The organism is Oceanospirillum beijerinckii DSM 7166 (assembly GCF_000422425.1).
Taxonomy (GTDB): Bacteria; Pseudomonadota; Gammaproteobacteria; order Pseudomonadales; family Halomonadaceae; genus Oceanospirillum; species Oceanospirillum beijerinckii.
In genome coordinates this window covers 1-22661 of record NZ_AULT01000044.1, presented here as the reverse complement: position 1 = coordinate 22661, position 22661 = coordinate 1, and the positions used below count along the sequence as shown (strand labels likewise).

Sequence of the window (22661 nt, the reverse complement as noted above, 5' to 3'; positions counted from 1 at the left end):
TGGGGTGAAAGGTGAAAGAGCAGCTTACACAGGACTCTTGACGGATTCAGTGTGCCGTTGATTCTTTTCTACAAATTCTTGCACTCGGTTGATAGACTGCCTTAACTATCTGACTATTCAAAGTAATAGGTGTTTTGGTGCAACAACAATTTACTCCCGCTCAGTCTGACTTTATTCATCATACGCTGGATAAGAATTGTCATGCCCGTGTTATTGCTGGTCCGGGCAGTGGTAAAACCACGACCTTGTTGGGACGGGTAAAGTATCTGCTGGACTCGGGTATTCAGCCCTCCCGGATTCTGGTACTGGCCTTTAACCGCAATATTAAAAATCAATTTGAACGTAAGCTCTCCAGTTTGTTTTTTCAGTCCGAAAGTTACTCGGAAATTCCCGTGGTCAGTACTTTTCACGCCTGGGGGATTAGCCTGACCTATGAACTGTTTAAGATAAGACCCGACGATTCTCTTATCCTGAGCCATGAACCGGCGGATACCACCAGTTTGTCGATCCTGTTTAAAGGCATCTTTCGTGGCGGTGATTATGGTAAAAGAGGCGTAAAGGTCGTTCAAAAAGAGCGCAATGAGCTGATTAGTGCCGCCACTGTGTTGGACGTTTTGCCCGAAATTGCCGAGCAGGTTGAGTGGTTTAATGAACACTGGGCATCACGTCATGAGCTGATTGAGCATTGTGTTTATATCATGACCACCTATCGCAATATGATAGGCATGATAGGGGATATGCACGACAAGCGACCACCAGAGGTCGATACTCTGGAATGGGATAAATTAGTGAGTTTTGTTTCGCTGGTAGATGAGTATCTGGTATCCCGTGGCGTAACCCTGTTTGAAGATCAGATCTATCGTGCTGCCATGTATCTGTCCCGTTCCGTTCGCGCACGACAGTATTTGGAGGGTAAATACGATTATATTCTGGTGGATGAGTTTCAGGATGTCTCTGAGGTGTCTCAGTTCCTGATTGTTTGCGCCTGCAGTAAGCAGTGTCAGCTCAATGCTGTAGGTGATCCCCGTCAGAGTATTTTTGAGTTCGCCGGTTCTGATCCGCAATATCTGGTCTCGGGTATCGATTATTCACTGGGTCATATTCAAACCTATTATCTGTCCGAATCCTTCCGTTTTGGTAAGCAGATCGCGAACTATGCTAACAGGATTGGCCAAAGTCTAATGATGTCAGCTGCTTCTACCGGTGCTTATGATGATGGCTATGGTTACGACGATGGTTATGATGATCTGGATTTCTTTGATGAACACCACTCAGCCCTAACCGCTGATCAGGCCAATATTGTCGGTCTTAAAGTGCGGGACTCTGCTTATATTGAGCATGATGGTCAAAAGCTGGCGGCGATCACAGCTCAGTGGCTAACGACCAATAAAAGTGTGGTGTATATCGTTCGTACCCACGATCAGAAGATGGATGCCGAAGCTTTTCTGGTTAAGGCAGGTCTGCACTTTAAGCACAACGCTTCAGGTCGTCATAAAAGCCTGGTGGATAGCCTGTTATTTATTCTGGATTGCTGGACAATGGGAGGAATTGTCGGCGAGAGACCGCGTTTCTGGCACTATGCCGAAGGCCCAGCGGTCAATCCAGCTGTGCTGAGGCAGGATTCTGATAATCCAGCGGAACAGTTTGAGGCTTTTGTGCGTTCCTTTTTGTTGGTGGAAAAGCTTAAAGCGATTTCGCCCACCGCAATCCTCTTAGCGATGAATGAGCGTATCTATGAAGAGGTTCTGCGGGATTGTTGCGCTTTTTTGAGCCGCTATGGCCAGGAATTAACCAAATCACAGTTAGCCCGGATGATGGCTGAGCAATTTATAGAAACCATTGCCTCTCGTTATGATAAACAGTTGTGTGAAATTCAGGACTCAGAAAACTATATTCATGTGGAAGTTGCACACCGGGTAAAAGGCCTGGAGTTTGATAAGGTGGTGCTGTTTGATTTCTCCGAGGGCGTCTTTCCCTATGCCCGTATGCACTCCGAAGTGGATGAGGCTGGTGCGCCGAGTATTTTAAATGACGAAGATTATATTACCCAAGAACGGCGTTTGGCCTTTGTTGCCTGCACCCGTGCCAAGGAAGAGTTGATTTTCTATATACCTTCCGGTCGAACTATGTCACGCTTTCTTGCAAGCTAACTGTCAATTTGTTGTAACCACTGATTCCAGTCCGGTACGCTTGGATCAACGGCTCGAAACAGAGTAATTCCACTACCGGCCAACTGTTCTTCGGCTTGATATTGTAGCGCCCATCGGTCCATAAACCTGCCTGATCCTGAGTAATCACAACAGAGCCTGCTGTACCGGTAAAACCCGAGATCCAGCATCGCCCCTGACAGTGATCAGCCAGATATTCACTGCTATGTGGATCGGAGTCTGGGATTAGGTAAGCATCCAGCTGATATTCCTGCATCTGTTCACGCAAGGCGATTTGAAATTGTGCTCAAAAAACGTCCTTTGGTGTTGTCTCAAACCATTTTTATTATATTGGTAAATGGCCATTGTATATTTTATACAATTTATGAGCTGGCCAATTATCGTGATAGACACAGTCAAGAGATGAAGCTTGGATTCAAGAATAGGGCGTTATGATTGTGCGGAAGGAGCCAAGTCAATTACCAGAGAATTGCCCTGCAAACGGTTATAAAAGCAGAGGTAAAAGTGGGACTGATTGTTTGGCCTCAAGGCCCGAAAAGGATACAGTCCATCAAGAGTGTCAAAGGCTGTATCCTTTAGAAAATTAGATCAAACATAGGTTATACATCACTCAATATTTGACTCTATCGGAGCTGGCGCTTAACGATTAGCCAGAGAACCGATGTGAAAAGGCGGCAGTTCTTTTGCAAAGAAGGCTTTAAATTTTTTGATCAGGGAATTAATCAATTCATTTGTGTACTCTGCACGCAGATCATAGGCTTTTTGAACATAGTAGTCGTGATCTATTTCACCAGCATCATTCAGTTTTACTTCAATGTTGTCGTACACAGTGCTTGCCTCATCAGGGGGTGTCTCAATTTGATTGGGCTATTTTATGACTAGACTTTAGTCGATACAAACGATGAATTTTTCACTTATTGATGAGAAAAACTAAAGCTTTGGATGTTGATAGCGAAGGGGAGAAAGCCCCTTCTTATTTCATAATCCAAGGCAACGTTTAAGAGTGTGGGTTACTTGGCTGCCAGCTCAATCTGTGTTGGCAGTGGCCGCAGGCGCAGTTTACAGTTAATGCTCCGCTGGCCTTCGATGTTTCAACCCTAAGCACGTCTCCGCACTTAGGGCAGGTTGTTTCTATGCCTTGTCCTGCGTTAAACGCTTCAATGGCTGCAGTGATTTGAACCAGTTGTGGAAACTGTTTCAACAGAGCCTCCGGGATTTGATTCTGAGTATTAATAACCGCCTCGCTTTTCTATCAGTCGCACATCTTCGATCATTTCCTGAGCTTCCGCTTCAGTAATACCCCATTTATAGCGGTTTTGCAGCATAACGATGCGTACTTCAATTTCAGCATCGGTGACACTGGCTGAGCTGATGGAGATGCCCTTTTTCTGCTGTTGGGTATGTAGCAGCTCTTCACGCAGGATACGAGGATTATTGATATGTAGTTTGCGTATCATAATTAAGTCACTGCCCAGCGTCGCAGCATGCATAAGGTGAGCTTCGATACCAGACATTCTGGCAGCATAGTCCAGATATTCCTCGGCTTCCTGATTGCTGCGAATCTCTACCTCAAGCTCATCGGCTTCTCTTAGTACATCCTTCAGTGCTTGCTCACGGCTGACCTGAATACTGGCGTCAGCGGTAGCATTGGCTTGCAGAGCCAGCTCAACATTGGACAGACCTTTATCTGCATAGCCGAAGACACTAAACAGTGACAGTGCAAAGGTTAAAAAGAGTGTTAAACCCAATCGTTTTTTCATCGTGCTTCCTTTTTAATCATCCGATAAATCGTTTCGTGATAGGTGTGTGATAGATGCGCCGCCACTTTAGAAGATTCAAAAAAGGATGGGTATTACAGGGGATTACGTCCTTCGGGGTGACATATGGCCCGAGAATATCGGTTTATCTGTTGGGTAAAGGTTAGTCATCTGTACTATAACGAATAAAGTCAATGCACTTAGGAGCATACTTATGTCGTTACGTTTAAAAGCCTGGATTCTCGTGGCTCTTATTCTTGCCGCTTTGCTTGGCATGATGTTAACCGGCTTATTTACCTTGAGGTTGGCCAGTGATTCCGATAACAGAGCACGGGTTGAGCAGTTGCTGACTTCAACCTACAGCACCGTGGTTCAAATTGAAAAATATGTGGCAGAAGGGGCCATGAATGAAGCCAGTGCCAAGGCGTTGGCAACGCGGATTTTAAGAGAAAACAAGTACAGTGATTCAGAGTATGTCTATGTCGCCGATGAAAAAATGAATTTTGTGGCGACACCTCTGGACCCTCAGCTCCACGGCACCAGTTTCCATGATTTTAAGGATGGCAATGGCGACAGTGTCGGTCAGATCTTATTAAATGCGGTCAGTAAAAACGCATCCGGTACGGCTTGGTATGAATGGACGCAAAAGAAAGAGGACGGCTCGATAGAGGACAAGTTATCTATCGCACGTAAAACGCCTCTCTGGGGCTGGTATGTAGGCACGGGTATAGGATTTCATGAAGTGGATGCCCGCTTTTGGTCAACAGCACAATGGCAGGTGGTGATCTGCTTGCTGGCAGCCGGTATTTTGGGCGGTGGTTTTCTCTACTCGACCCAGAGGCTGCTTGCCCTGTTAGGTGGTGAGCCTAAGCAGGTGCTTGCAGTTGTACAAGCGGTATCCAATGGTGATTTGACAGGTGATTCAGCTTTACCCGCTCAGGTGCATAAAAGGTCTGTATTAGGTTCAACAATCAGGATGCGCTCTGCACTGGCAGAGATTGTGCAGTCGCTTTCGGGTACCGCATCTGAACTCAGGCAATCCACTCAGGGCACAGAGCAGCGTATCGGAGAGATCTTCCAACGTTTCGAGCTGCAAAACCAGGAAACAGATATGGTCGCCAGTGCAATGACACAGATGACCGCATCGGCTCAATCCGTTTCGCAGAATGCTAATGCCGCCGCTCATGAAACACACACGGCGGAAGAAGAGGGCAGTAAGGCCAGCGAGGTCGTTCAGTATACCGTTCAGTCTATCGACAACCTGGTCGGGCAGATCCATCAGGCTAACGAGGCGATTACGAGTTTAGGTAATGACGTTGAAAATATCGTATCCGTTCTGGATGTGATTCGCGGTATCGCAGAACAGACCAATCTACTGGCCCTGAATGCAGCCATTGAAGCCGCCCGTGCCGGTGAATCGGGCCGGGGCTTTGCGGTGGTGGCCGATGAGGTGCGTGCTCTGGCGGGGCGTACTCAGGAAAGCACGGAAGAGATTCAGCAGATGATTGAAAGCTTGCAGTCAGGATCAAAAAAGGCGATTGCCTCGATTGAAGCCAGTACATCATCCAGCCAGGGCACCGTCGAACAGGTTCAACAGGCAGAAAGTGCGTTGCAGCAGATTGCACAATCATTAACGGCGATTTCTGATATGAACAATCAAATTGCCAGCGCGGCTGAACAGCAAAATCAAGTTGCTGATGATATCTCTAAACGGATTAATATGATCTCTGAGAGTGCCAGCGAAGCATCGGATCTGGTGGCGATGGGACGGGATGCCGCAGGCCGTTTGGTACTGCAAAGTGATAACCTGGATAAAATTGTCGGCCACTTTAAACTGAAATAGTAACTCAGACTGAAATAGTGACTCGGGCTGAAATAGTAACTCAGACTGAAATAGTGACTCAGACTGAAATAGTGACTCGGCTTGAAATACACTTTAGAGATGGCGTTGTTTAAAACAACGGGAAAAGGGAAAATTTAGATCGTTTCAGATCTCAGATAAAGCTCCGAGGCTGGTGGTTAGCCTCGGAGAAGTCAGGCCTATCGGGCTATTTAATTGCAGCGACAACCGATATTTCGACCAGTAGCTCAGGCGATGCCATCTTAGCCTCGACACAAGCCCGCGCGGGGGCATGGCCCTCAGGCACCCAATTATCCCAGACAGCATTCATGCCCTGGAAATCCGCCATATCTTTAACATAGACGGTGGCCGATAAAATATGTTCGCGGGAGCTGCCAGCAGCCTCCAGTAAAGCATCCACTTTGGCCAGCATGGTTTCGGTTTGGCCTGTGATATCTGCACTGCGATCTTCCGCGACCTGGCCGCACAGGTAGATAGTGCCATTATGGATCACAGTCCGGCTCATACGGGCGCTGGTTTCAAAACGCTGGATTGTCATTAGGGTTTCCTTTGTTATTTGATTTCAATGTGTGTTTGATAAAAAAACTGAGGTGAGGCGCTATGGCTCACACCTCAGCTAAGGCATGCTATAAAACATGCAAGCAGGGTGATGCTATGAACGGGACGTCATGGCATAAAGCATTGCCAGAGGGTATAGCCCTCTCGTTTTAATTCTGTTGTTAACAGTGGGGTCACAGCTATTTATTGAGCCAGATCCGCCAGTTCCTCCAGCGTCAGCGGCTTAATCGGGCTGCGAATCTGGTAGTAACCCACTTCTTCCGGGGTTTTTCCCTGAACCTCGGCAATCAGATTTGATACCGTTAAACCACACATTCTGCCCTGACAAGGCCCCATACCTGAGCGGCAGAACGCTTTGGTCTGATTAGGGCCTGCGATGCCTTTAGCCGCAATTGCTCTGATTTCGCCTGCGGTGACCTCTTCGCAGCGACAGACAAGGGTGTCATCAGCGGGGGTGAGAAATTCGTCAGCAGGCTGATAGAGCTGGTCTAGAAATGGCCGAATTGCTTGCTGTTTATCTAGCAGTGATCTGAACGGTTCTGCGTGCTTAAGCAGTTGATCTTCGGTGAGATAACCCAGCGTTTGGGCAATTTTTAATGCCGCTATCCTGCCCTGATACTCTGCTGCCTTAGCTCCGGCGATACCGCCGCCATCACCCGCAATAAAAATATCTGCATGAGAGCTACGGCCCCAGGTATTTTTTTCCGGTGCCCAGCACTGTTGCAATGTATTCCATTGATGTTCCAGTCTCAATGCGCGACTCAGCTGGACATTGGGCACCACGCCTTGATGAACCAGTAAGGTTTGACAAGGCCGGTGATGGATCTTGCCATTAACCGAATATTCCACCTGCTGTAACAATTCGATCGGTTGCATATCTGGCTTAGCGGGATCAAATGCCTTGACGCTGGGCTGCCCATCAGAACAGGACAACGCTTTCAGGCCCGTCACATGCTTTTCGTAGTGGATACCGGCTTGTTTCAGCTCTAACAGCAGCTCCAGGCCTTTTTTCAGCAACGGGAGGTTCTTTAGTGCGCCGGGCAGATATTTCAGTGCCTTGCGATAACGTCCTTTCGGCGTTGTATCCAGTACAGCAGAGATCTCAACGCCAGCACGATGAAGCTGAGCGGCGATCAGTAACAGCAGAGGGCCACTCCCGGCAAGTACTAACGGCATCTTAGGTGCCAGAGCACTTTGTTTGAGCAGAATCTGAGCGGAACCACAGGTCATCACGCCCGGCAGCGTCCAACCGGGGAAGGGCACAGGACGTTCCATGGCACCCGTAGCAATCAGAATCTTGTTCGCGTTAATACGCCGACTGGTGTTGCTGGTCGCCATTGGGTTCGTCTGGGATGTTTGTTTAACCGGCGAGCCGCTATTTTCCGAGTCAGCGCTGTTAGTGGCAGCAAAAGTCTGCTGACTAAAGCATACGCTTTGATCCTGCTCGATGGACCACACCATACTGCCGGAAAAATAGTGTAACAGGCCTTGGGTAACGGCGTTATTTGAGTCCAATGCCTGATGCAGATCAGCCAGAAGCTGACGCCCCGCGTAGTAATCCGGCCCCAGTACTTTTTCATCCTGTAGCGCTGTTTGACCAATGGCACGATAGATCTGACCACCGGGGTTCGGTTGTTCATCCAGTAACGCAACGCGTAAGCCGTGTTGGCAGGCGGTACTGGCCGCAGACATACCCGCAGGGCCAGCACCAATAATCACCAGATCGTAGCTCGATTGCGCACCTGCTGCATTGGGGTTTTGTTGTGTCTCAATCGATAAGGATGCGGTTGTATTCATAGTTATCACTGCGCTTGTTTTTATACGGATCAAGATAAGTTGTTGTAGGTCGGAAAAGCCGATAGGCGCCTTCCGACAATAATCGGATATCGCAGTCAGTGTCGGATGGCGCTGCGCTTATCCAGCCTACTCTGATATCAAGTAACTTATCGGGAATGATATTAGCTGGCCTATCTGTCAGGTGTATTTGGCATCTATCTGCCTGATAGCTCACGGGCCTGATGCTGACGTTTAATCCGCATCCCTTCCTGTACTGTGGTCATACAACCCTGAACGTTTTCTATGCCATCAATTTCCAGCAGGCATTCAAAGCAGACACCCATCATGCAGTAGGGTGCGCGGGCACTGTTGCCTACGGTGGTTGTGCGGCCATAACGCAGACCCGAGGTTAATACCGCTGCGGCTGCGCTGTCGTTGGGCTGCATCTCTACCGGCTGATCATCAACATAAACCGTTACGGTTTTCCCGGCCTGCTCTGTTTCTGTACGGGTTGCCAAGCGCTTAAATGTGGCAACCTCTTTAACATCCGAAGGTGATGAAATGGCCGATTTAGCCGTTAAAACGTTGTCCATTGAAGGCCTCCAACGGTAGTTCGGTTTTATTATGTGAAATCCAGTCAGCGATAGGGCCTTGATGCAATGCGCCCAGTGTTACACCACTGTGGCAGGTCACAACATAAGCACCGGGATGGCGAGTCGATTCCTGATAGATAGGGTAGCCGTCTGGCGTCATTACCCTAAGAGCACCCCAGGTACGTACCAGTCGAACTTTATTTAAAACCGGGTACATCTTACGGGCACGGTTAGCGATCTGAGCCAGTACCTCAATGCGGGTATCAGTGATAAAGCCCACATCTTCTTTGGAGTCACCAATCTGAATGGTGCCTTCGTTGGTCTGACGCACATGACCCGTGGGGTAATTCAGCAAGGGTTTCAGGCGTTCACTGATCAATACCTGGCCCAGATTGGGTTCAACCGGAGCGTGCAGGCCAACCATAGGTGCCAGCTCTTTATTGCCCAGTCCCGCCGTTAATACCACTTTGTCGCAGTGCCACTTTTGATCCAGTCCTTTATCGTGGCAGGTCACCGTAAAGCCCTGATTCAGTGGTTTGATATCCGTGGTCTTACCGGAGTGAACAATACGTCCGCCGGACTGTAAAAACTGTTCTGTCATCGCACGGTAGAAGAGCAGCGGGTTCACATGGCCATCTTCAGGGCCCAGTGTCGCACCGGCCACTTCAGGGCCTGCTTCTGGCTCAAGCTCTTGTACCTGTTTCAGATCCAGCACCTGGAAGGGGTAATCACCCCCTGCCGCTTGCTGCATCTGTTGTAGCATCTGTTGACGGTTATTCAGCTCTTGTTCTGTCAGACAGAAGAAGAGACCGCCTTTCTGTTGTAGCTGAATATCGATACCTGTGCTGTCCAGCAGTTGATCGGCCAGAGAGCGCCACAGGCGAGCGGACTGACGGCTAATGGCGGCGTATTCCGGTAGGGTATCGCCTTTGCCCTGAACCCAAACCAGACCAAAGTTGCCTTGAGAAGCGCGCAGGGCGATATCACTTTCATCCAGTACCACCACCTGATGACCGTTACGTGTCAGACCCAGTGCGATAGCCAGACCGACAATGCCACCGCCTATAACAGCCACTTCAGCAGTATTCGTGGCCGTATTTGGATTAGAACTTTGCATTGCTTTTATATCCGTTTCTTAAACTGATCCCGATATGTCACCTGAGATATCGAGTGCGAACCCGAGTAGGCTGGATAAGCGAAGCGCCATCCGACGCTGAGCTTGCATTCAAACGAGTGCTTGCATCTGACCCACATTATTGTCGGAAGGCACTTGGCGGCTTTTCCGACCTACAGAACGTTTTAGGGATTAGGCATAAAGGTTGTCTCAACAGCGGAAGAATGCTCATGCTGCGCTATCTGTGTTGAGACAACCCGTTAAAGGCTTACTTCAGGGCTTGTTTGATGACACCATTGGCCCAGTCAGCACCGATATCGTTCATGATTTCAGGCCAAACCTTTTCGCGTACCACTTTGGCGTGGGCTGCGATCTGTGCATCAGATACAGGCACAATGTTGGCTCCGGCTTTTGCTAGCAGCTGCTCGTTCTTCTTCTGATCTTCACGAGCGGTGATCCAACGGGCCTGTTCAAAACGGTCAGCCGCAGCTTTCAGCTGCTCTTGCTGGCTATCGCTCAGGTCAGACAGCACCTCTTTGTTGATGATCAGGAACCACACCTCAAAGTGAGTATTGATGGGCAGGTAGCTCTTGGTTACATCACGGAAAGAAGCGTAGTAACCTTCCGCACCAGAACCCATCACACCGTCTACCACACCGGTTTGTACCGCGGTAAAAGCTTCAGAGAAGGGCAGAGGCGAACCGATAAAGCCGATATTGTCAGCGGTCAGCTGGAAGGTTTTGATCGGTGGCACACGCAGCTTGGCGTTTTTCTCAACGGTCGGATCGGCAGCACCGGAAACCTCTTTATTCAGTGATACACCACCGAAGTAAACCGGCCAGGCGGCCAGTACCTCAATATCCTGCTTACCGTACAACTCAGATACGGTGTTACGCATGGTGGAGCCTTTAGAGAAAACTTTTTCGGCCTCGCCCCAGGTGTTGACCAGATAAGGCATATAGATCAGCTGGAAGCGCTTATCTGCACCGGAAGCCGGTGGCTGAACCGCCATATCAATGGCACCCAGGCTGACACGCTCCTGAACAACGGTGTAGTCACCCAGCGCACTGGCGGGATAGATTTTGACCTTTACCTTACCATCGGTGGCGCTTTTAACATCTTCAGCAAAACGCTTGGCATCCAGATCAATCGCCGTTTCCTGAGGACGTACGTGGGACAGTTTCAGTGTTACCGCTTCTGCTACTGTGGTCAGAGAAGCGGACAGCGCTGCGGCCAGGGCCAGTTTTTTCATCAGGTTTGTTTTCATTATTTTCTCCTGCTTTTCAGCATATCTGGAAGGCAACCATGGAAAGCGCCTTAGAAAGGCATTCATGGGGTAGTTCCAGACGGTTTTTTTATGAGTCGATGACTCTTGCTTAGTGGATCAACACTCCTGGCCTGTGCTGCTTGCGCACTTCTAAATCGAAGGCCACAGGCTCGGAGTGGGTTAAAACCTTTGTTTTAGAACTGTTAGCTGTGTTTAATAACTGTTTTAGTACCCAAACATGCGTGGAATAAATTCCGACAGATCCGGCCAAACCGATACCAGCACCACCACAGGGATGTAGCCGAATAGAATCAAAGTCATGGCGGGTTTAATCAGCTCGGTAAACTTCACCTTGCCGATACGTGCACCCAGATAGAGGATGCTGGCGTAAGGTGGTGTTACCCCACCCATAGCGGTGTTAACACCCATAATGGCGGCGAACTGAATCGGGCTAACACCCAACGCAGACATCAGAGGTAACAGCAGTGGTGCGGTCAAAATAATGGCGGTGATATCGTTCACGATCATGCCGATGCCAAACAGGAACAGGTTGGTCAGAATCAGCAGCAGAACCTTGTCATCGGTGATTTCGAAGATCTTATCCACCATCATCTGAGGGATATCTTCCATCACATAGATCTGGCTCAGCATCAGACTGAACAGCACCATGATCAGGATGGCACCTATCGCAGAAGCAGACTCTTTGCCGGACTCCAGCAAAATCTTGAAGGTCAGGCCCTTGTAGATCATAAAACCCACGGGCAGGGCGTAGATCACAGCAACTGCAGCCGCTTCTGTTGGCGTCATAATGCCGCCGTAGATACCGCCCAGAATGATCACCGGCATCAGCAGGGCAGGGATGGCATTAATGGTTTTCTTACCGCCCTGCTTTAACAGTTCGGAGAACTCCAGCGGCTCATCCAGTACCAGTGGGAACTTGCGCGCCATAAACAGATTGACGATGCAGAAATTCAGCATAATCAACAGACCAGGGCCCAAGGTCGCCAGGAAGCTGGCCAGAATTGAGGTATCCGTTACCCAGCCGTAAACGATCATGGTCACGCTCGGTGGAATCAGCAGACCCAATACCGAAGAGTTAGCAATCAGCGCCGTGGCATAAGCTCTTGGATAGCCCTTACGCTCCATCTCTGGAATCAGCAGGGGACCAATAGCGGCAATACCCGTTAAACCACTGCCTGAAATTGCACCGATAATGGCGCAGCTGACAGAAGCCACTACACCCAGACCACCGCGTACCCGTCCGATAAAGACGTTCACAAACTGCAGCAGACTGGCGGCAATACCGCTGACACTCATAATGGTGCCCGCAAAGACAAACAGCGGAATCGCCAGTAGTACCGGGTTGGTTAACTGACTAAACCCCCACAGCATCATACCGCGCATAGTGGCTTCGCCGATCACCGTCATCACGATCAGACCCGCACCAAAACAGAACGGCAGTGGCACACCCAAGGTGAGCAAAAGTACCAGTACCCCGAAGGCCAGAATGGCAATCTCAACCATTGTTTTGCTCCTTGTTGTATCCCTTGTTTACTGACTCATTGACGTTCGAAGACGGATCTAACACCTGCATCTCATCCAGCTCATCAGTAGTCGGTTGTTGCAGATGCGCAGGCATAGGGCGCTGGCCCAGCAGACTCTGAACATTGCGCACCAGATGCCACAGGGTGAACAGCGTCATCAGTACCAGGCCCAAAAAGAGCGCGGATTCATAAACAATGGTTGGAATATAAAGGGTTGGACTTTCCTTACCCACGCGCATGGCGTAGTTAAAGTATTTCCAGGCCCAATAAGTTAACCAGCAGGAAATAGCGATACTGATCACCTCAGAGATGATATGCAGTATCAGGCGGGCACGGTCTGTACTGAGGAAAATCTCCAGTACATTGGCGCGGATTTGGGTATCTTCACGGGAAGCATTAACACTGCCCAGAATATAGAGCCAGATGGTGGGAATCAGCGCAGCTTCCTCCAGCCCCATCACAGGCATCTCGAAGACATAGCGCGTCAGCACCTGAACAAACTGACTCACTGCGACCGTACTGATCAGTGCGGTCAGGGTATAGCGGAAGAACTTCTCCATCAAAACCTCTCGTTTTTACATCTAAACAAAAGACCGCTGCTCTGTACTGAGCAGTCGAACGCTTGTCTAGTTGGGTCTGTTTTATTGTGTTGAGTAGGTGAGAGGAATGATGGTTTTTTAACCAAATAACATCAAATCGTTTGTTTTCATGATTTAATAACATAGTATTATTAACTAGCCTAAAAGCTCGGCCTGAAGGGCTGAAAAAATAGAATCGACCGATAAAAAAATCTCAGCACGCAACACGACAGTGGATAACGCATGATGAGCGCGGCGAATAACTGGCTAATAACCGACAAATAGCCAGCAGATAACCGGAAAATAACAAAGAGAGGGAGAAAAACGTGGCCAACCTAACCTACCGACAGATTGAAGCCTTTCGCGCCGTAATGATCAGCGGCACGACGAGTGGCGCAGCGGATATCCTGTGTGTCTCACAACCCGCCGTCAGCCGCCTGCTTAGCGACTTTGAAGACACCGTCGGCGTGCCCATGTTTGAACGCCAGAAAAAACGCCTCGTACCCACACCAGAAGCCCATATGTTCTACGCCGAAGTAGAACGCGCCTTTATCTCCCTGGAAAAACTCAAACGCGCTGCCGACGAACTGCGCGAACTGCACCGGGGCTCACTGCGTATCGCCTCCATGCCCGCTGCTTCATTAGAATTCGTTCCCTTTGCCGTTAAACGCTTTAGCGAAGATAACCCCGGCGTCTCCCTCTCATTCCAGATCCGTAGCACCCAACAGGTCGCCGACCTCGTCGCCAGCCAACAGTTTGATGTTGGCATCGTCTCCGCCGTACCCCATATGGATATGTCCATCCAAGTCGAACCCCTGGCCGACAGCCGCCTCGTCTGCGTCTTCCCACAAGACCACCCCCTCAGCGAAAAAGACCTCATCCGCCCAGAAGACCTGGAAGGAGAGTTCTTTATCTCCATGGGCACCGATCAGAGCCTGCGCCACAAAATCGACAGCGTGTTTGACTCCGCAGGAGTGAATCGAAAATTACTGGTGGATACACAACTATCTTCGGGGGCTTGTGCGTTTGTACAAGCGGGTATGGGAGTGTCGTTAGTTGATCCGCTGACTGCATTGCACTATCAGAAGCTGGGGATTCAGGTACGGCGTTTTGAACCGAGGATTGGGTACAGATATAACCTTATTTATCCAGCGCACCGAACCCAATCAGGGTTGGCCAAGGCTTTTGTTAAACGATTGAAGGATGATTTGAAGGGGTTGCAGGAGAGTAGTGAGGGGCTGGTGGAGTTGATGGGAGGGTAAGTTTACTAAGCACGATATGTGACAGAAACTGTTGGCAATTGGTTATGGAAATAACAGGACTTTATTTGTCGTATTGACGTTTTGTGCTCGTTTTAAAATTCTGGTGGAGCTTGTTTTGCAGGGTTAATATGTGTAGATATTCAAGATAAACAAGGGGTTATGCCTCGAATTTGCCTGATAAGGTGCAGTGGTATTATCTGGGATAACGAGCATGCCTATTATTTCGAATATATACGCATGCATGATATTAAAATGTTGATGGAGATACTCAGCAGTGTAGTGCAGTGTAAACTGTGATTATTGAGTATAAAGGATAGTACAAAGTGAGCTGTGTCACCGTAACGGAGTAAATATCAGAAAGGCTAATATTCGTGTTTTTTCTTTCATGCTACCGTCAGCCAAGGTGCTGACGTTTGAACGAGTTTCATAAGATCAACACCTTGGCTGACGGTAGGCCTAAACAGAATATTGCTCCACCTCTTCTGTTTTTAATTCCTTGAAAGTAAAGCAGTTTTATTTTTTGCTATTTACGATCAAAGCACGTGTCTACTGACTTCTATAGGTGCCTATCGTACCCACCAACAATTCGCCATAACCGATCTTCGCTGCGCTCGACGGTTAGGCTTTACGTTATGCGTTCATTGAGCATTGGAGAAAATATGAAGTCTGAAGAATTTGATAAATGTAGACAGTTCTTAGAAACAGCTATTTCCGAAAATCCTGAGAACAATGGGTTTTTAGAGGCTTATGTTAAACTCATAGAACTGAAAAGCACTTATGACAAATAAACAGATAAAGCTTTAATTGAAAAAGAGATCAGGCAGGCAGAGTTTAATGCTCAATACAATAGCACTGTTCACACTAACAATACTGAATACGATAAATCTGTTTATCAAAACAATACTGATTTCAATATGGCAGCTAACAATAATCAAGCAGCAAGTTATCAACATAACCAAACCCAACAATGGGGTGCTGTAAATAATGCTATGAATAATGGATGGCTCCCTCCACAAAGATAAGAACGCATAACAAGCGCATTAACGCAGACAAATAACGCTTGGCTTTTGTCGCTGCGTTCCTAGTTTAGCCAAGCATTATTTGCTCGTTATGCGGGCGTTATACGGTGGTCGTAGTAAGTCTGATTTCGACCCTAAGCGGACGTTTGAAAATTATATTCTTCAGCCTGAATAACCTGTTTCTGATAGCTAACGGGATTCTAAAATACCTAGACATGTCAAGAGAAAGATTAAGTGATTAAGCCAAATTGGGATGTTTTTAAAGCTAAGTTTAGTGAAAATCCTCAATCGAATTTTGAGTGGTTCTGCTATTCACTTTTCTGTCAAGAATTTAAGGTTCCGGCTGGTATTTTTAGATATAAAAACCAATCTGGAATAGAGACAAATCCGATTACCAAGGGCCATGAAGTAGTCGGCTGGCAATCAAAATTCTATGACACTAAGTTGTCAGACAATAAGTCTGAGCTGATAGGGATGGTTGCAAAAAGCAAAAAGAATTATCCAGGCCTAACCAAGATCATTTTCTACACCAACCAGGAATGGGGACAAGGTAAGAAGGAAAGTGATTCAAAGACCAAGAAAGAAGTCGAAAATACAGCAAAAGCATCAGGCATAGAGATAGAGTGGAGAACAGCAAGCTTTTTTGAGTCTCCATTTGTAACAGTTGAGAATGAGACATTTGCAAAACACTTTTTCTCCCCAGATAAAAGCATCTTTGATCTATTGGAAGAGAAGCAGAGGCACACATCAAATGTGCTGAATGAAATTCAAACTGATATGGGTTTCAACGATAAAAAGATCGAGATAGACAGATCTTATCTCTTAGAGAGTCTGCGTAAAAACCTGGATCAAAAACAGATTCTCATCGTAAGCGGCGTGGGCGGTGCTGGGAAAACAGCGGTCATCAAGAAGCTTCATGAAAAAGAGAAGGATAGTATTCCTTTTTATGTCTTTAAGGCTAGCGAATTCAATAAGGACTGTATTAATGACCTATTTAAGGAATATAGCTTAGAGGGTTTTTCGGCCGCTCACCGAAAGGAAACACACAAAATCATAGTGGTTGATTCTGCTGAAAAGCTTTTGGACTTGACCAACACAGATCCTTTTAAGGAATTCCTAACGATTTTAATAAAAGATAATTGGAAAATAATCTTCACTACTAGAAACAACTATTTGTCAGATTTGAATTATGACTTTGTTGATATCTATAAGATAAGACCAAGCAACTTTAGTATAGGCAATCTGAGTCAGAAAGAATTATCAGAAATAGCACATGCAAATGGTTTCAACCTTCCTAAAGATGTGAGGTTGTTGGAGTTGATCACAAATCCTTTCTATCTGTGCGAATATTTAAGGTTCTATACCGGCGAGAATATCGACTATGTGAATTTCAAAGAAAAGCTATGGAACAGGATAGTTGTTAAAACGAATCCGGCCAGAGAACAATGTTTCTTATCAACGGCTTTTCAGAGGGCTGGTGAGGGGCAATTCTTTGTCACCCCATCCTGCGATTCGAAAGTTTTAGATGCGTTGGTCAATGACGGAATTCTTGGCTATGAGACAGCTGGCCACTTTATTACACATGATATTTACGAGGAATGGGCGTTAGAAAAGAAGATTGCCGTCGAATACATACGCAAGGTGAACAACAAGGATTTCTTTGAAAAGATTGGAGCATCTCTGCCAGTCCGTCGCAGTTTTAGAAATTGGGTGTCAGAACGTTTGCTATTCGATTGGGAGTCCATAAGGCAATTTATAGTTGAAGTAATTCAGAGTGATGACATCTCCAACTTTTGGAAAGATGAGCTATGGATATCAGTCTTGCTTTCCAATCATTCAGAAACAGTTTTTGAATCGTTCAAGGGAGATTTGATTAGTAACGATCAGAGATTGTTAAAAAGACTGACCTTCTTGCTAAGGCTGGCTTGCATGGAAGTTGATTATGACATTCTAAAAATACTGGGAGTTAATGACTCAAACCTTCTTTCCATTAAATATGTGCTGACCAAGCCAAAGGGAATGGGCTGGCAGAGCGCGATTCGTTTCATCTACGATAATTTAGACGAGATAGGTGTCAAAAATATCAACTACGTATTGCCGGTGATTCATGAATGGAACAAAAAATCCAAAGAGGGTGAGACGACCCGGTTATCTAGCCTGATCGCTCTTAGGTATTATCAATGGACCATCGAAGAGGATGTCTATTTGTCTCGGGGAGACCATAAGGAAAATTTATTACAAACTATCCTCCACGGGGCAGGCATGATTAAACCGGAGATTGAAGAAATATTCGGAGATGTTATAAAAAATCGATGGAACAATCATAGAGATCCATTTTGCGATTTAATGAAAGCAATCCTGACCGACATGGATGCTCAGCCTGTCTGGATAACTCTTCCAGAACATGTCTTACAGATTGCTGATCTGTTTTGGTATCGTCAGCCTCAAAAAAACGGAAGTTTTTATAGTAGGATGGACGTTGAAGATGAGTTTTGCCTGAGTGGTTCTCATCACGATTACTTTCCTGAAAGTCCGTATCAGACCCCCATCTATTGGTTGCTACAGTCAGCGCTAAAAAAAACCATCGACTTCATTGTAGATTTTACAAATAAGACAACGGAATGTTTTGCTCACTCTCGCCTTGCGGGAAATGAAATAGAAGAAATTGATGTGTTTATCGGAGAGGGGGGGTTTGTCAAGCAATATATATGCAACCGGTTATGGTGTTCGTATCGAGGAACACAGGTTTCCACCCACTTGCTTTCATCTATTCACATGGCCTTAGAAAAGTTTTTTCTTGAGCACTGGAAAGACGTGGATTCCGAAATACTGGAACGCTGGCTTCTTTATCTTCTGCGTAATACTAAATCAGCATCCATTTCAGCAGTGGTGACAAGCATTGTCCTGGCTTACCCAGAGAAGACGTTTAATGTCGCTAAAATACTTTTCCAGACAAAGGATTTCTTCCATTTTGACACGAATAGATTGGTGCTGGATCAATCACACAAGAGCTCACTTATCTCGCTGAGAGATGGTTTTGGAGGCGCAAACTACAAGAATGCTCTCCATGAACAAAACAGAATAAAGGCTTGCGATGATCCTCACAGAAAAAAATCTCTTGAACAGCTTGCTTTGAGTTACCAGGTTTTCAGAAGTGAGGATACATCTGAGGAAGAAGCTGAGAAAAGGCAGAAGGTTTTATGGGGTATCTTTGACAAATACTATAGCCAGCTTCCAGATGAAGGCCAGGAAACCGGGGCCGATAAGACCTGGAGGCTTTTCCTAGCGAGGATGGATCGACGAAAGATGAAGGTTTCCACCGAAGAGAAAGAAGGGGGAATCGAGATATCTTTTAATCCTGAAATTGATTCTAAGCTCAAGGAGTACAGTGAAGCATCATTAAAGAAGAGTTCCGAGCCGATGAGATACACTTCTCTGAAGTTATGGGCAAGCTATAGAAAGGACAAGGACGAACGCTATAAACAATATGAGCAGTACGAGAAGAACCCTCAACTAGCCTTAAAAGAAGCTAAGGAAATAATCGAGAGGCTCAATTCGGATGCTGATGAAAGTTTCAATCTATTTAATAGTGCCATACCGGCGGATGTTTGCTCCATCCTGACTATTGATTATTTCAATCAGCTTTCCGAAGAAGAGAGAGAATACTGTAAAGATATTATTTTGGAGTATTCGCAGATTCCACTGATGCCTAATTACCAATATCAGATATCAGACGGAACCACGTCGGCCATTTCAGCACTGCCAGTAGTGTTTCAGAATTTTCCGACGGAAAGGGATGGCATCAAGGTATTATTACTCCTAACATTGTTTGATGATCACCCTATTGGTATGGGAGGGGGTAAGTATTCCATCTATCCTAGTATGGCGATTCATAAGTTATGGAATGACCATTTTTTAGATATGCAGTCTCTGTTGATTGGATATTTTATGCTCAAACCAAAGTATGAAGGATTGAGAATAAAACTTCGCAATGAGGGCTACGAAAAAGGAGTCTATGAGATTGACGAACAAAAGTTCAGCGAGAATTTCTTCAAGGAGTATGAACACGACCTGCAAAAAGTAATCGGGAATACGGTTTCGATAGATGACTTAAAGGAGCTGGATAAAACTGATCTACATATATTAAATACGGGTTTTCAATTGATTCCCATGAAAACGGACAATGCTATACATAAACAGATTGCATTATCCGTAATCGCCACATTTGCAGCTCCTCTGTTATCTCGTGAGCGAGAAGATAAAATAGACTATTCAGTCCGCCATGCCTTTCTGGAAAGGTTTGCGTATTTTGTTCTTAATGCTTCAGAGCAAGACATTCCCAATTATTTGAAACCATTTCTTGATGACTTCAACGGATCAGAGCCTATCGCGGATTTATTTAACGAATTAATTTTAGCTGAAGATAGGTTGGATACTTACGATAATTTCTGGAAGGTCTGGAATCTATTTTTAGAGAAGATGGTTAATCTGTGTAAGGATGGGGGTGGATACTGGCATGTGGATAGAATTATAGAAAGCTATTTATTTGCACGAGTTCCTTGGAAAGAAACAGCTACTGATTGGCATACATTCAAAGATAGCAATAACCAATTTTTCTCAAAAATAGCCAAGAATATTGGTCATTGCCCATCAACGTTGTACGCTCTGGCTAAATCGCTGAATAACGTCGCTAGTCGGTATCTCAATCCCGGTATAGCCTGGTTGTCTGAAATGTTGACTAGCAACGAAGGATTGTGGGAAGCCAAACTCGAAGCCAATACAGTTTATTACCTAGAAAGTCTCGTCAGAAAGTATATCTACAAAGAGCGTGAAAAAATTCGAAGGACAAAGCAATTGAAAGAAGAGATTTTGGTAATATTGGAGTTCTTGGTAGAGAAGGGTTCTGTCGTCGGGTATATGTCACGAGAGAACATATTATGACGCCCTAAATCAGGAATGTCCGATTAACAGGTGCCTTATAGTGATAATATTAAACGCAAAAGGGGACACCCACAAAATTAAATTAGTGATTTCTGAATTTGCCGACTACGCTTAATCCATATAAAGATTAAGGCCACTCATAGAGGAGGCGGTTATGATCCGTGCTCGGCAAGAACAGATTTGTGCTTCAGACAGCAAAAGAGAACACCCATAAAATTAGCAACCTCTGAATTTGCTGACTACGTTTAGTCCATACAAGGATTAAGGTCACTCATGGAGTAGGCGGTTATGACCCGTGCTCGGCAAGAACAGATTTGTCCATCGGATACCCCTTATTACCACTGTATCGCTCGCTGTGTTCGGCGGGCGTTTTTGTGTGGTGAGGATGAGTTCTTAGATCTGTCATTTGAGCATCGGCAGTGGAGAAGTTAACGGATGACTGGCAAGGATACGCCTCATGATCATAGTTATAAGCGGCTTTTCTCCCATGCGGAGATGGTTACTCAGTTACTACAGACATTTGTCGATGAGGATTGGGTCACGCAGTTGGACTTCAGTAGCCTACAGAAGGTCGATAGCAGCTTTATCACTAAGGAATTTCGTGAACGGGAAGATGATGTTATCTGGCGGGTAAAGTTTCAGGATAAGTGGCTTTATTTGTATATCCTTTTGGAGTTTCAAAGCTCTGTTGATCCGCTAATGGCTGTTCGCATGATGGGCTATATTGCCTTGCTCTATCAGGATCTAGCTAATCAGAAGCTGTTAGGCAAAAACGCTAAGCTCCCTCCTGTGTTACCTCTGGTGCTTTATAATGGCGACAAGCGATGGAAGGCAGCGACACAGGTTAAAGACTTGCTGGATCAGGATATTCCTCCCTCTCTGCTTAGATACAGTCCCGATGTGCACTATCTGTTGTTAGACGAGGGCGCTATTGTCGATAATAATCAGATACCAAAAAGTATACAGAATCTGGTGGTGGCACTGTTTAAGCTTGAACATGTCAAAGATCTACAAGAGTGGCATCGGGTATACTCAGAATTTACAGGTCAGCTGTTGAGCAGTGATCAGCATGAATTGAAAAAGGATTTTGCCAGTTGGCTGTATAAGAGTTTTATCAGAAAGGAGCGGTTGGGTCTGAATCCCAGAGAGAATCCCATTTCTGATATCAATGATTTTTACGAGGTGCATACTGTGTTGGCTAATCGAATAGATGAGTGGGAGCGCCAAATTGCTGATAAGGCAATGCATGAGGGTGAATATAAGGTAATCCATCGCTTACTAACAAAAAAATTCGGTGAGTTACCGAATTGGGCTGTTGAAAAGTTACAGTCGGCTTCCTCTCAAGAGTTACACAAATATGAAGATCATTTTCTGGATGCTAAAACGTTGGAGCAGGTCTTTTCGTAATCTCAGATTTGCTTAAAACGGATACATGTTAGGGGGAGTATTAGGGAGTAAAAGGGGGACACCCACAAAATTAAATTAGTGATTTCTGAAATTGCCGACTACGCTTAATCCATACAAAGATTAATGCTACTCATGGAGGAGGCGGTTATGACCCGTGCTCGGCAAGAACAGATTTGTGCTTCGGATACCCCTTATTACCACTGTATCGCTCGCTGTGTTCGGCGGGCGTTTTTATGTGGTGGGGATGAGTTTTCAGGTCAGTCATTTGAGCATCGTCGGCAGTGGATTGTGGAGCGTTTGACGCTGTTAGATCAGATGTTTGCAGTCGATATCTGTGCTTACGCCATCATGTCTAATCACTACCACCTTGTTTTATATATCAATCAGTCAGAGGCTGAAAGCTGGTCTATTGATGAGGTGATTACACGTTGGCAGATTTTGTTTAAGGGGCCGATCTTAGTTCAGCGTTACCAGCGGGGAGAGTGGGGTGGTCTAATAGATGTAACCAGTCCAGTTAAGGATAATTCCATTAACTGGAGAGAAAATAATGACCAGAAAAAGTTACACCAAAGAATTTAAGCTGGATGCCATTTCATTGGTACTCGAACAGGATTATAAAGTCGCTGAAGCAGCCAGAAGTCTTGAGATCAATGACAATCTGCTCAGACGCTGGATCAAAGAGCATCAGGCTCAGGATGAACAGGCCTTTCGGGGCAATGGTAAGCTAACAGATGAACAGCTGGAAATCCGTCGCCTGAAAGAGCTGGTGCGTCGTCTTGAGATGGAGAAAGATATCTTAAAAAAGGCGACGGTCTT

Annotated in this window: 18 protein-coding genes; 8 read left to right on the top strand and 10 right to left on the bottom strand. The window is 46.2% G+C overall.

From position 1 onward, the window contains the following. Nucleotides 1-137: 137 nt before the first annotated feature. Nucleotides 138-2150 (top strand): UvrD-helicase domain-containing protein, encoded by a 2013-nt coding sequence (locus H579_RS0113440; protein ID WP_028301115.1) that lies wholly within the window; start codon nucleotides 138-140, stop codon nucleotides 2148-2150. On the opposite strand, the gene H579_RS0113435 is transcribed toward H579_RS0113440, so the two are convergent. From H579_RS0113435 to H579_RS0113425, 3 genes are all read right to left on the bottom strand, one after another. After that, nucleotides 2125-2424: an aminopeptidase P family N-terminal domain-containing protein gene (locus H579_RS0113435; RefSeq protein WP_245583273.1), complete on the bottom strand. Its 300-nt coding sequence runs from the start codon at nucleotides 2422-2424 to the stop codon at nucleotides 2125-2127. The genes H579_RS0113440 and H579_RS0113435 overlap by 26 nt on opposite strands. Nucleotides 2425-2807: 383 nt before the next feature. After that, entirely contained in the window at nucleotides 2808-2996 is a 189-nt protein-coding gene (locus H579_RS0113430; protein ID WP_028301113.1) for an RSP_7527 family protein, read from the bottom strand. Nucleotides 2997-3397: 401 nt separating this feature from the next. Next, entirely contained in the window at nucleotides 3398-3928 is a 531-nt protein-coding gene (locus H579_RS0113425) for a hypothetical protein (RefSeq protein ID WP_028301112.1), read from the bottom strand. 211 nt (nucleotides 3929-4139) lie between these two features. Between H579_RS0113425 and H579_RS0113420 the strand changes: the two genes are divergently transcribed. Further along, a complete protein-coding gene (locus tag H579_RS0113420) occupies nucleotides 4140-5768 on the top strand; it encodes a methyl-accepting chemotaxis protein (protein ID WP_028301111.1) in 1629 nt (542 codons plus the stop codon). Between the two features lie 205 nt (nucleotides 5769-5973). Here the strand turns inward: H579_RS0113420 and H579_RS0113415 are convergent, their stop codons facing one another. The 7 genes from H579_RS0113415 to H579_RS25615 all read right to left on the bottom strand — a co-directional run bounded on the left by H579_RS0113415 (nucleotide 5974) and on the right by H579_RS25615 (nucleotide 13198). Beyond that, complete coding sequence (locus tag H579_RS0113415; protein ID WP_028301110.1) at nucleotides 5974-6324, bottom strand: RidA family protein; 351 nt, start codon at nucleotides 6322-6324, stop codon at nucleotides 5974-5976. Nucleotides 6325-6527: 203 nt separating this feature from the next. Then, nucleotides 6528-8141 (bottom strand): NAD(P)/FAD-dependent oxidoreductase, encoded by a 1614-nt coding sequence (locus H579_RS0113410; protein WP_084624123.1) that lies wholly within the window; start codon nucleotides 8139-8141, stop codon nucleotides 6528-6530. A 194-nt stretch (nucleotides 8142-8335) separates the two neighbouring features. Next, nucleotides 8336-8713: a (2Fe-2S)-binding protein gene (locus H579_RS0113405; RefSeq protein WP_084624122.1), complete on the bottom strand. Its 378-nt coding sequence runs from the start codon at nucleotides 8711-8713 to the stop codon at nucleotides 8336-8338. Next, nucleotides 8691-9830: an NAD(P)/FAD-dependent oxidoreductase gene (locus H579_RS0113400; protein WP_028301107.1), complete on the bottom strand. Its 1140-nt coding sequence runs from the start codon at nucleotides 9828-9830 to the stop codon at nucleotides 8691-8693. Before H579_RS0113400 ends, H579_RS0113405 begins: the two co-directional genes overlap by 23 nt. A gap of 265 nt (nucleotides 9831-10095) precedes the next feature. Then, nucleotides 10096-11094 carry a TRAP transporter substrate-binding protein DctP gene (dctP, locus tag H579_RS0113395; RefSeq protein WP_028301106.1) on the bottom strand — a complete coding sequence of 333 codons (999 nt, stop codon included), beginning with the start codon at nucleotides 11092-11094 and terminating at the stop codon, nucleotides 10096-10098. Nucleotides 11095-11319: 225 nt separating this feature from the next. Beyond that, nucleotides 11320-12618 (bottom strand): TRAP transporter large permease, encoded by a 1299-nt coding sequence (locus tag H579_RS0113390; protein WP_028301105.1) that lies wholly within the window; start codon nucleotides 12616-12618, stop codon nucleotides 11320-11322. Then, entirely contained in the window at nucleotides 12611-13198 is a 588-nt protein-coding gene (locus tag H579_RS25615) for a TRAP transporter small permease (protein ID WP_051227622.1), read from the bottom strand. Before H579_RS25615 ends, H579_RS0113390 begins: the two co-directional genes overlap by 8 nt. 344 nt (nucleotides 13199-13542) lie before the next feature. On the opposite strand from H579_RS25615, the gene H579_RS0113380 reads away from it, so the two are divergent. The 6 genes from H579_RS0113380 to H579_RS0113350 all read left to right on the top strand — a co-directional run. Further along, on the top strand, nucleotides 13543-14478 hold the full coding sequence (locus H579_RS0113380; RefSeq protein WP_028301104.1) for a LysR substrate-binding domain-containing protein: 936 nt from the start codon (nucleotides 13543-13545) through the stop codon (nucleotides 14476-14478). A 659-nt stretch (nucleotides 14479-15137) separates the two neighbouring features. Then, entirely contained in the window at nucleotides 15138-15266 is a 129-nt protein-coding gene (locus tag H579_RS29890) for a hypothetical protein (RefSeq protein ID WP_281167054.1), read from the top strand. Between the two features lie 465 nt (nucleotides 15267-15731). Beyond that, complete coding sequence (gene avs4, locus H579_RS0113365; RefSeq protein ID WP_028301103.1) at nucleotides 15732-20438, top strand: AVAST type 4 anti-phage nuclease Avs4; 4707 nt, start codon at nucleotides 15732-15734, stop codon at nucleotides 20436-20438. A 435-nt stretch (nucleotides 20439-20873) separates the two neighbouring features. Beyond that, nucleotides 20874-21845 carry an Rpn family recombination-promoting nuclease/putative transposase gene (locus tag H579_RS0113360; RefSeq protein ID WP_028301102.1) on the top strand — a complete coding sequence of 324 codons (972 nt, stop codon included), beginning with the start codon at nucleotides 20874-20876 and terminating at the stop codon, nucleotides 21843-21845. Nucleotides 21846-21992: 147 nt separating this feature from the next. Further along, entirely contained in the window at nucleotides 21993-22424 is a 432-nt protein-coding gene (locus H579_RS0113355; RefSeq protein WP_051227621.1) for a hypothetical protein, read from the top strand. Next, nucleotides 22390-22661, top strand: a 272-nt coding sequence (locus tag H579_RS0113350; RefSeq protein WP_028301100.1) for an IS3 family transposase, incomplete at its 3' end; no start/stop codon positions are given. The genes H579_RS0113355 and H579_RS0113350, both read left to right, overlap by 35 nt.

Bases quoted from the DNA above. Each gene is read 5' to 3' on its own strand.
- H579_RS25615 (WP_051227622.1), bottom strand. From the start codon at position 13,198: ATGGAGAAGTTCTTCCGCTATACCCTGACCGCACTGATCAGTACGGTC.
- dctP (WP_028301106.1), bottom strand. From the start codon at position 11,094: ATGAAAACAAACCTGATGAAAAAACTGGCCCTGGCCGCAGCGCTGTCC.
- H579_RS0113355 (WP_051227621.1), top strand. From the start codon at position 21,993: ATGACCCGTGCTCGGCAAGAACAGATTTGTGCTTCGGATACCCCTTAT.
- H579_RS0113435 (WP_245583273.1), bottom strand. From the start codon at position 2,424: ATGCAGGAATATCAGCTGGATGCTTACCTAATCCCAGACTCCGATCCA.
- H579_RS0113425 (WP_028301112.1), bottom strand. From the start codon at position 3,928: ATGAAAAAACGATTGGGTTTAACACTCTTTTTAACCTTTGCACTGTCA.
- H579_RS0113420 (WP_028301111.1), top strand. From the start codon at position 4,140: ATGTCGTTACGTTTAAAAGCCTGGATTCTCGTGGCTCTTATTCTTGCC.
- H579_RS0113390 (WP_028301105.1), bottom strand. From the start codon at position 12,618: ATGGTTGAGATTGCCATTCTGGCCTTCGGGGTACTGGTACTTTTGCTC.
- H579_RS0113410 (WP_084624123.1), bottom strand. From the start codon at position 8,141: ATGAATACAACCGCATCCTTATCGATTGAGACACAACAAAACCCCAAT.
- H579_RS0113400 (WP_028301107.1), bottom strand. From the start codon at position 9,830: ATGCAAAGTTCTAATCCAAATACGGCCACGAATACTGCTGAAGTGGCT.
- H579_RS0113405 (WP_084624122.1), bottom strand. From the start codon at position 8,713: ATGGACAACGTTTTAACGGCTAAATCGGCCATTTCATCACCTTCGGAT.
- H579_RS29890 (WP_281167054.1), top strand. From the start codon at position 15,138: ATGAAGTCTGAAGAATTTGATAAATGTAGACAGTTCTTAGAAACAGCT.
- H579_RS0113415 (WP_028301110.1), bottom strand. From the start codon at position 6,324: ATGACAATCCAGCGTTTTGAAACCAGCGCCCGTATGAGCCGGACTGTG.
- H579_RS0113360 (WP_028301102.1), top strand. From the start codon at position 20,874: ATGACTGGCAAGGATACGCCTCATGATCATAGTTATAAGCGGCTTTTC.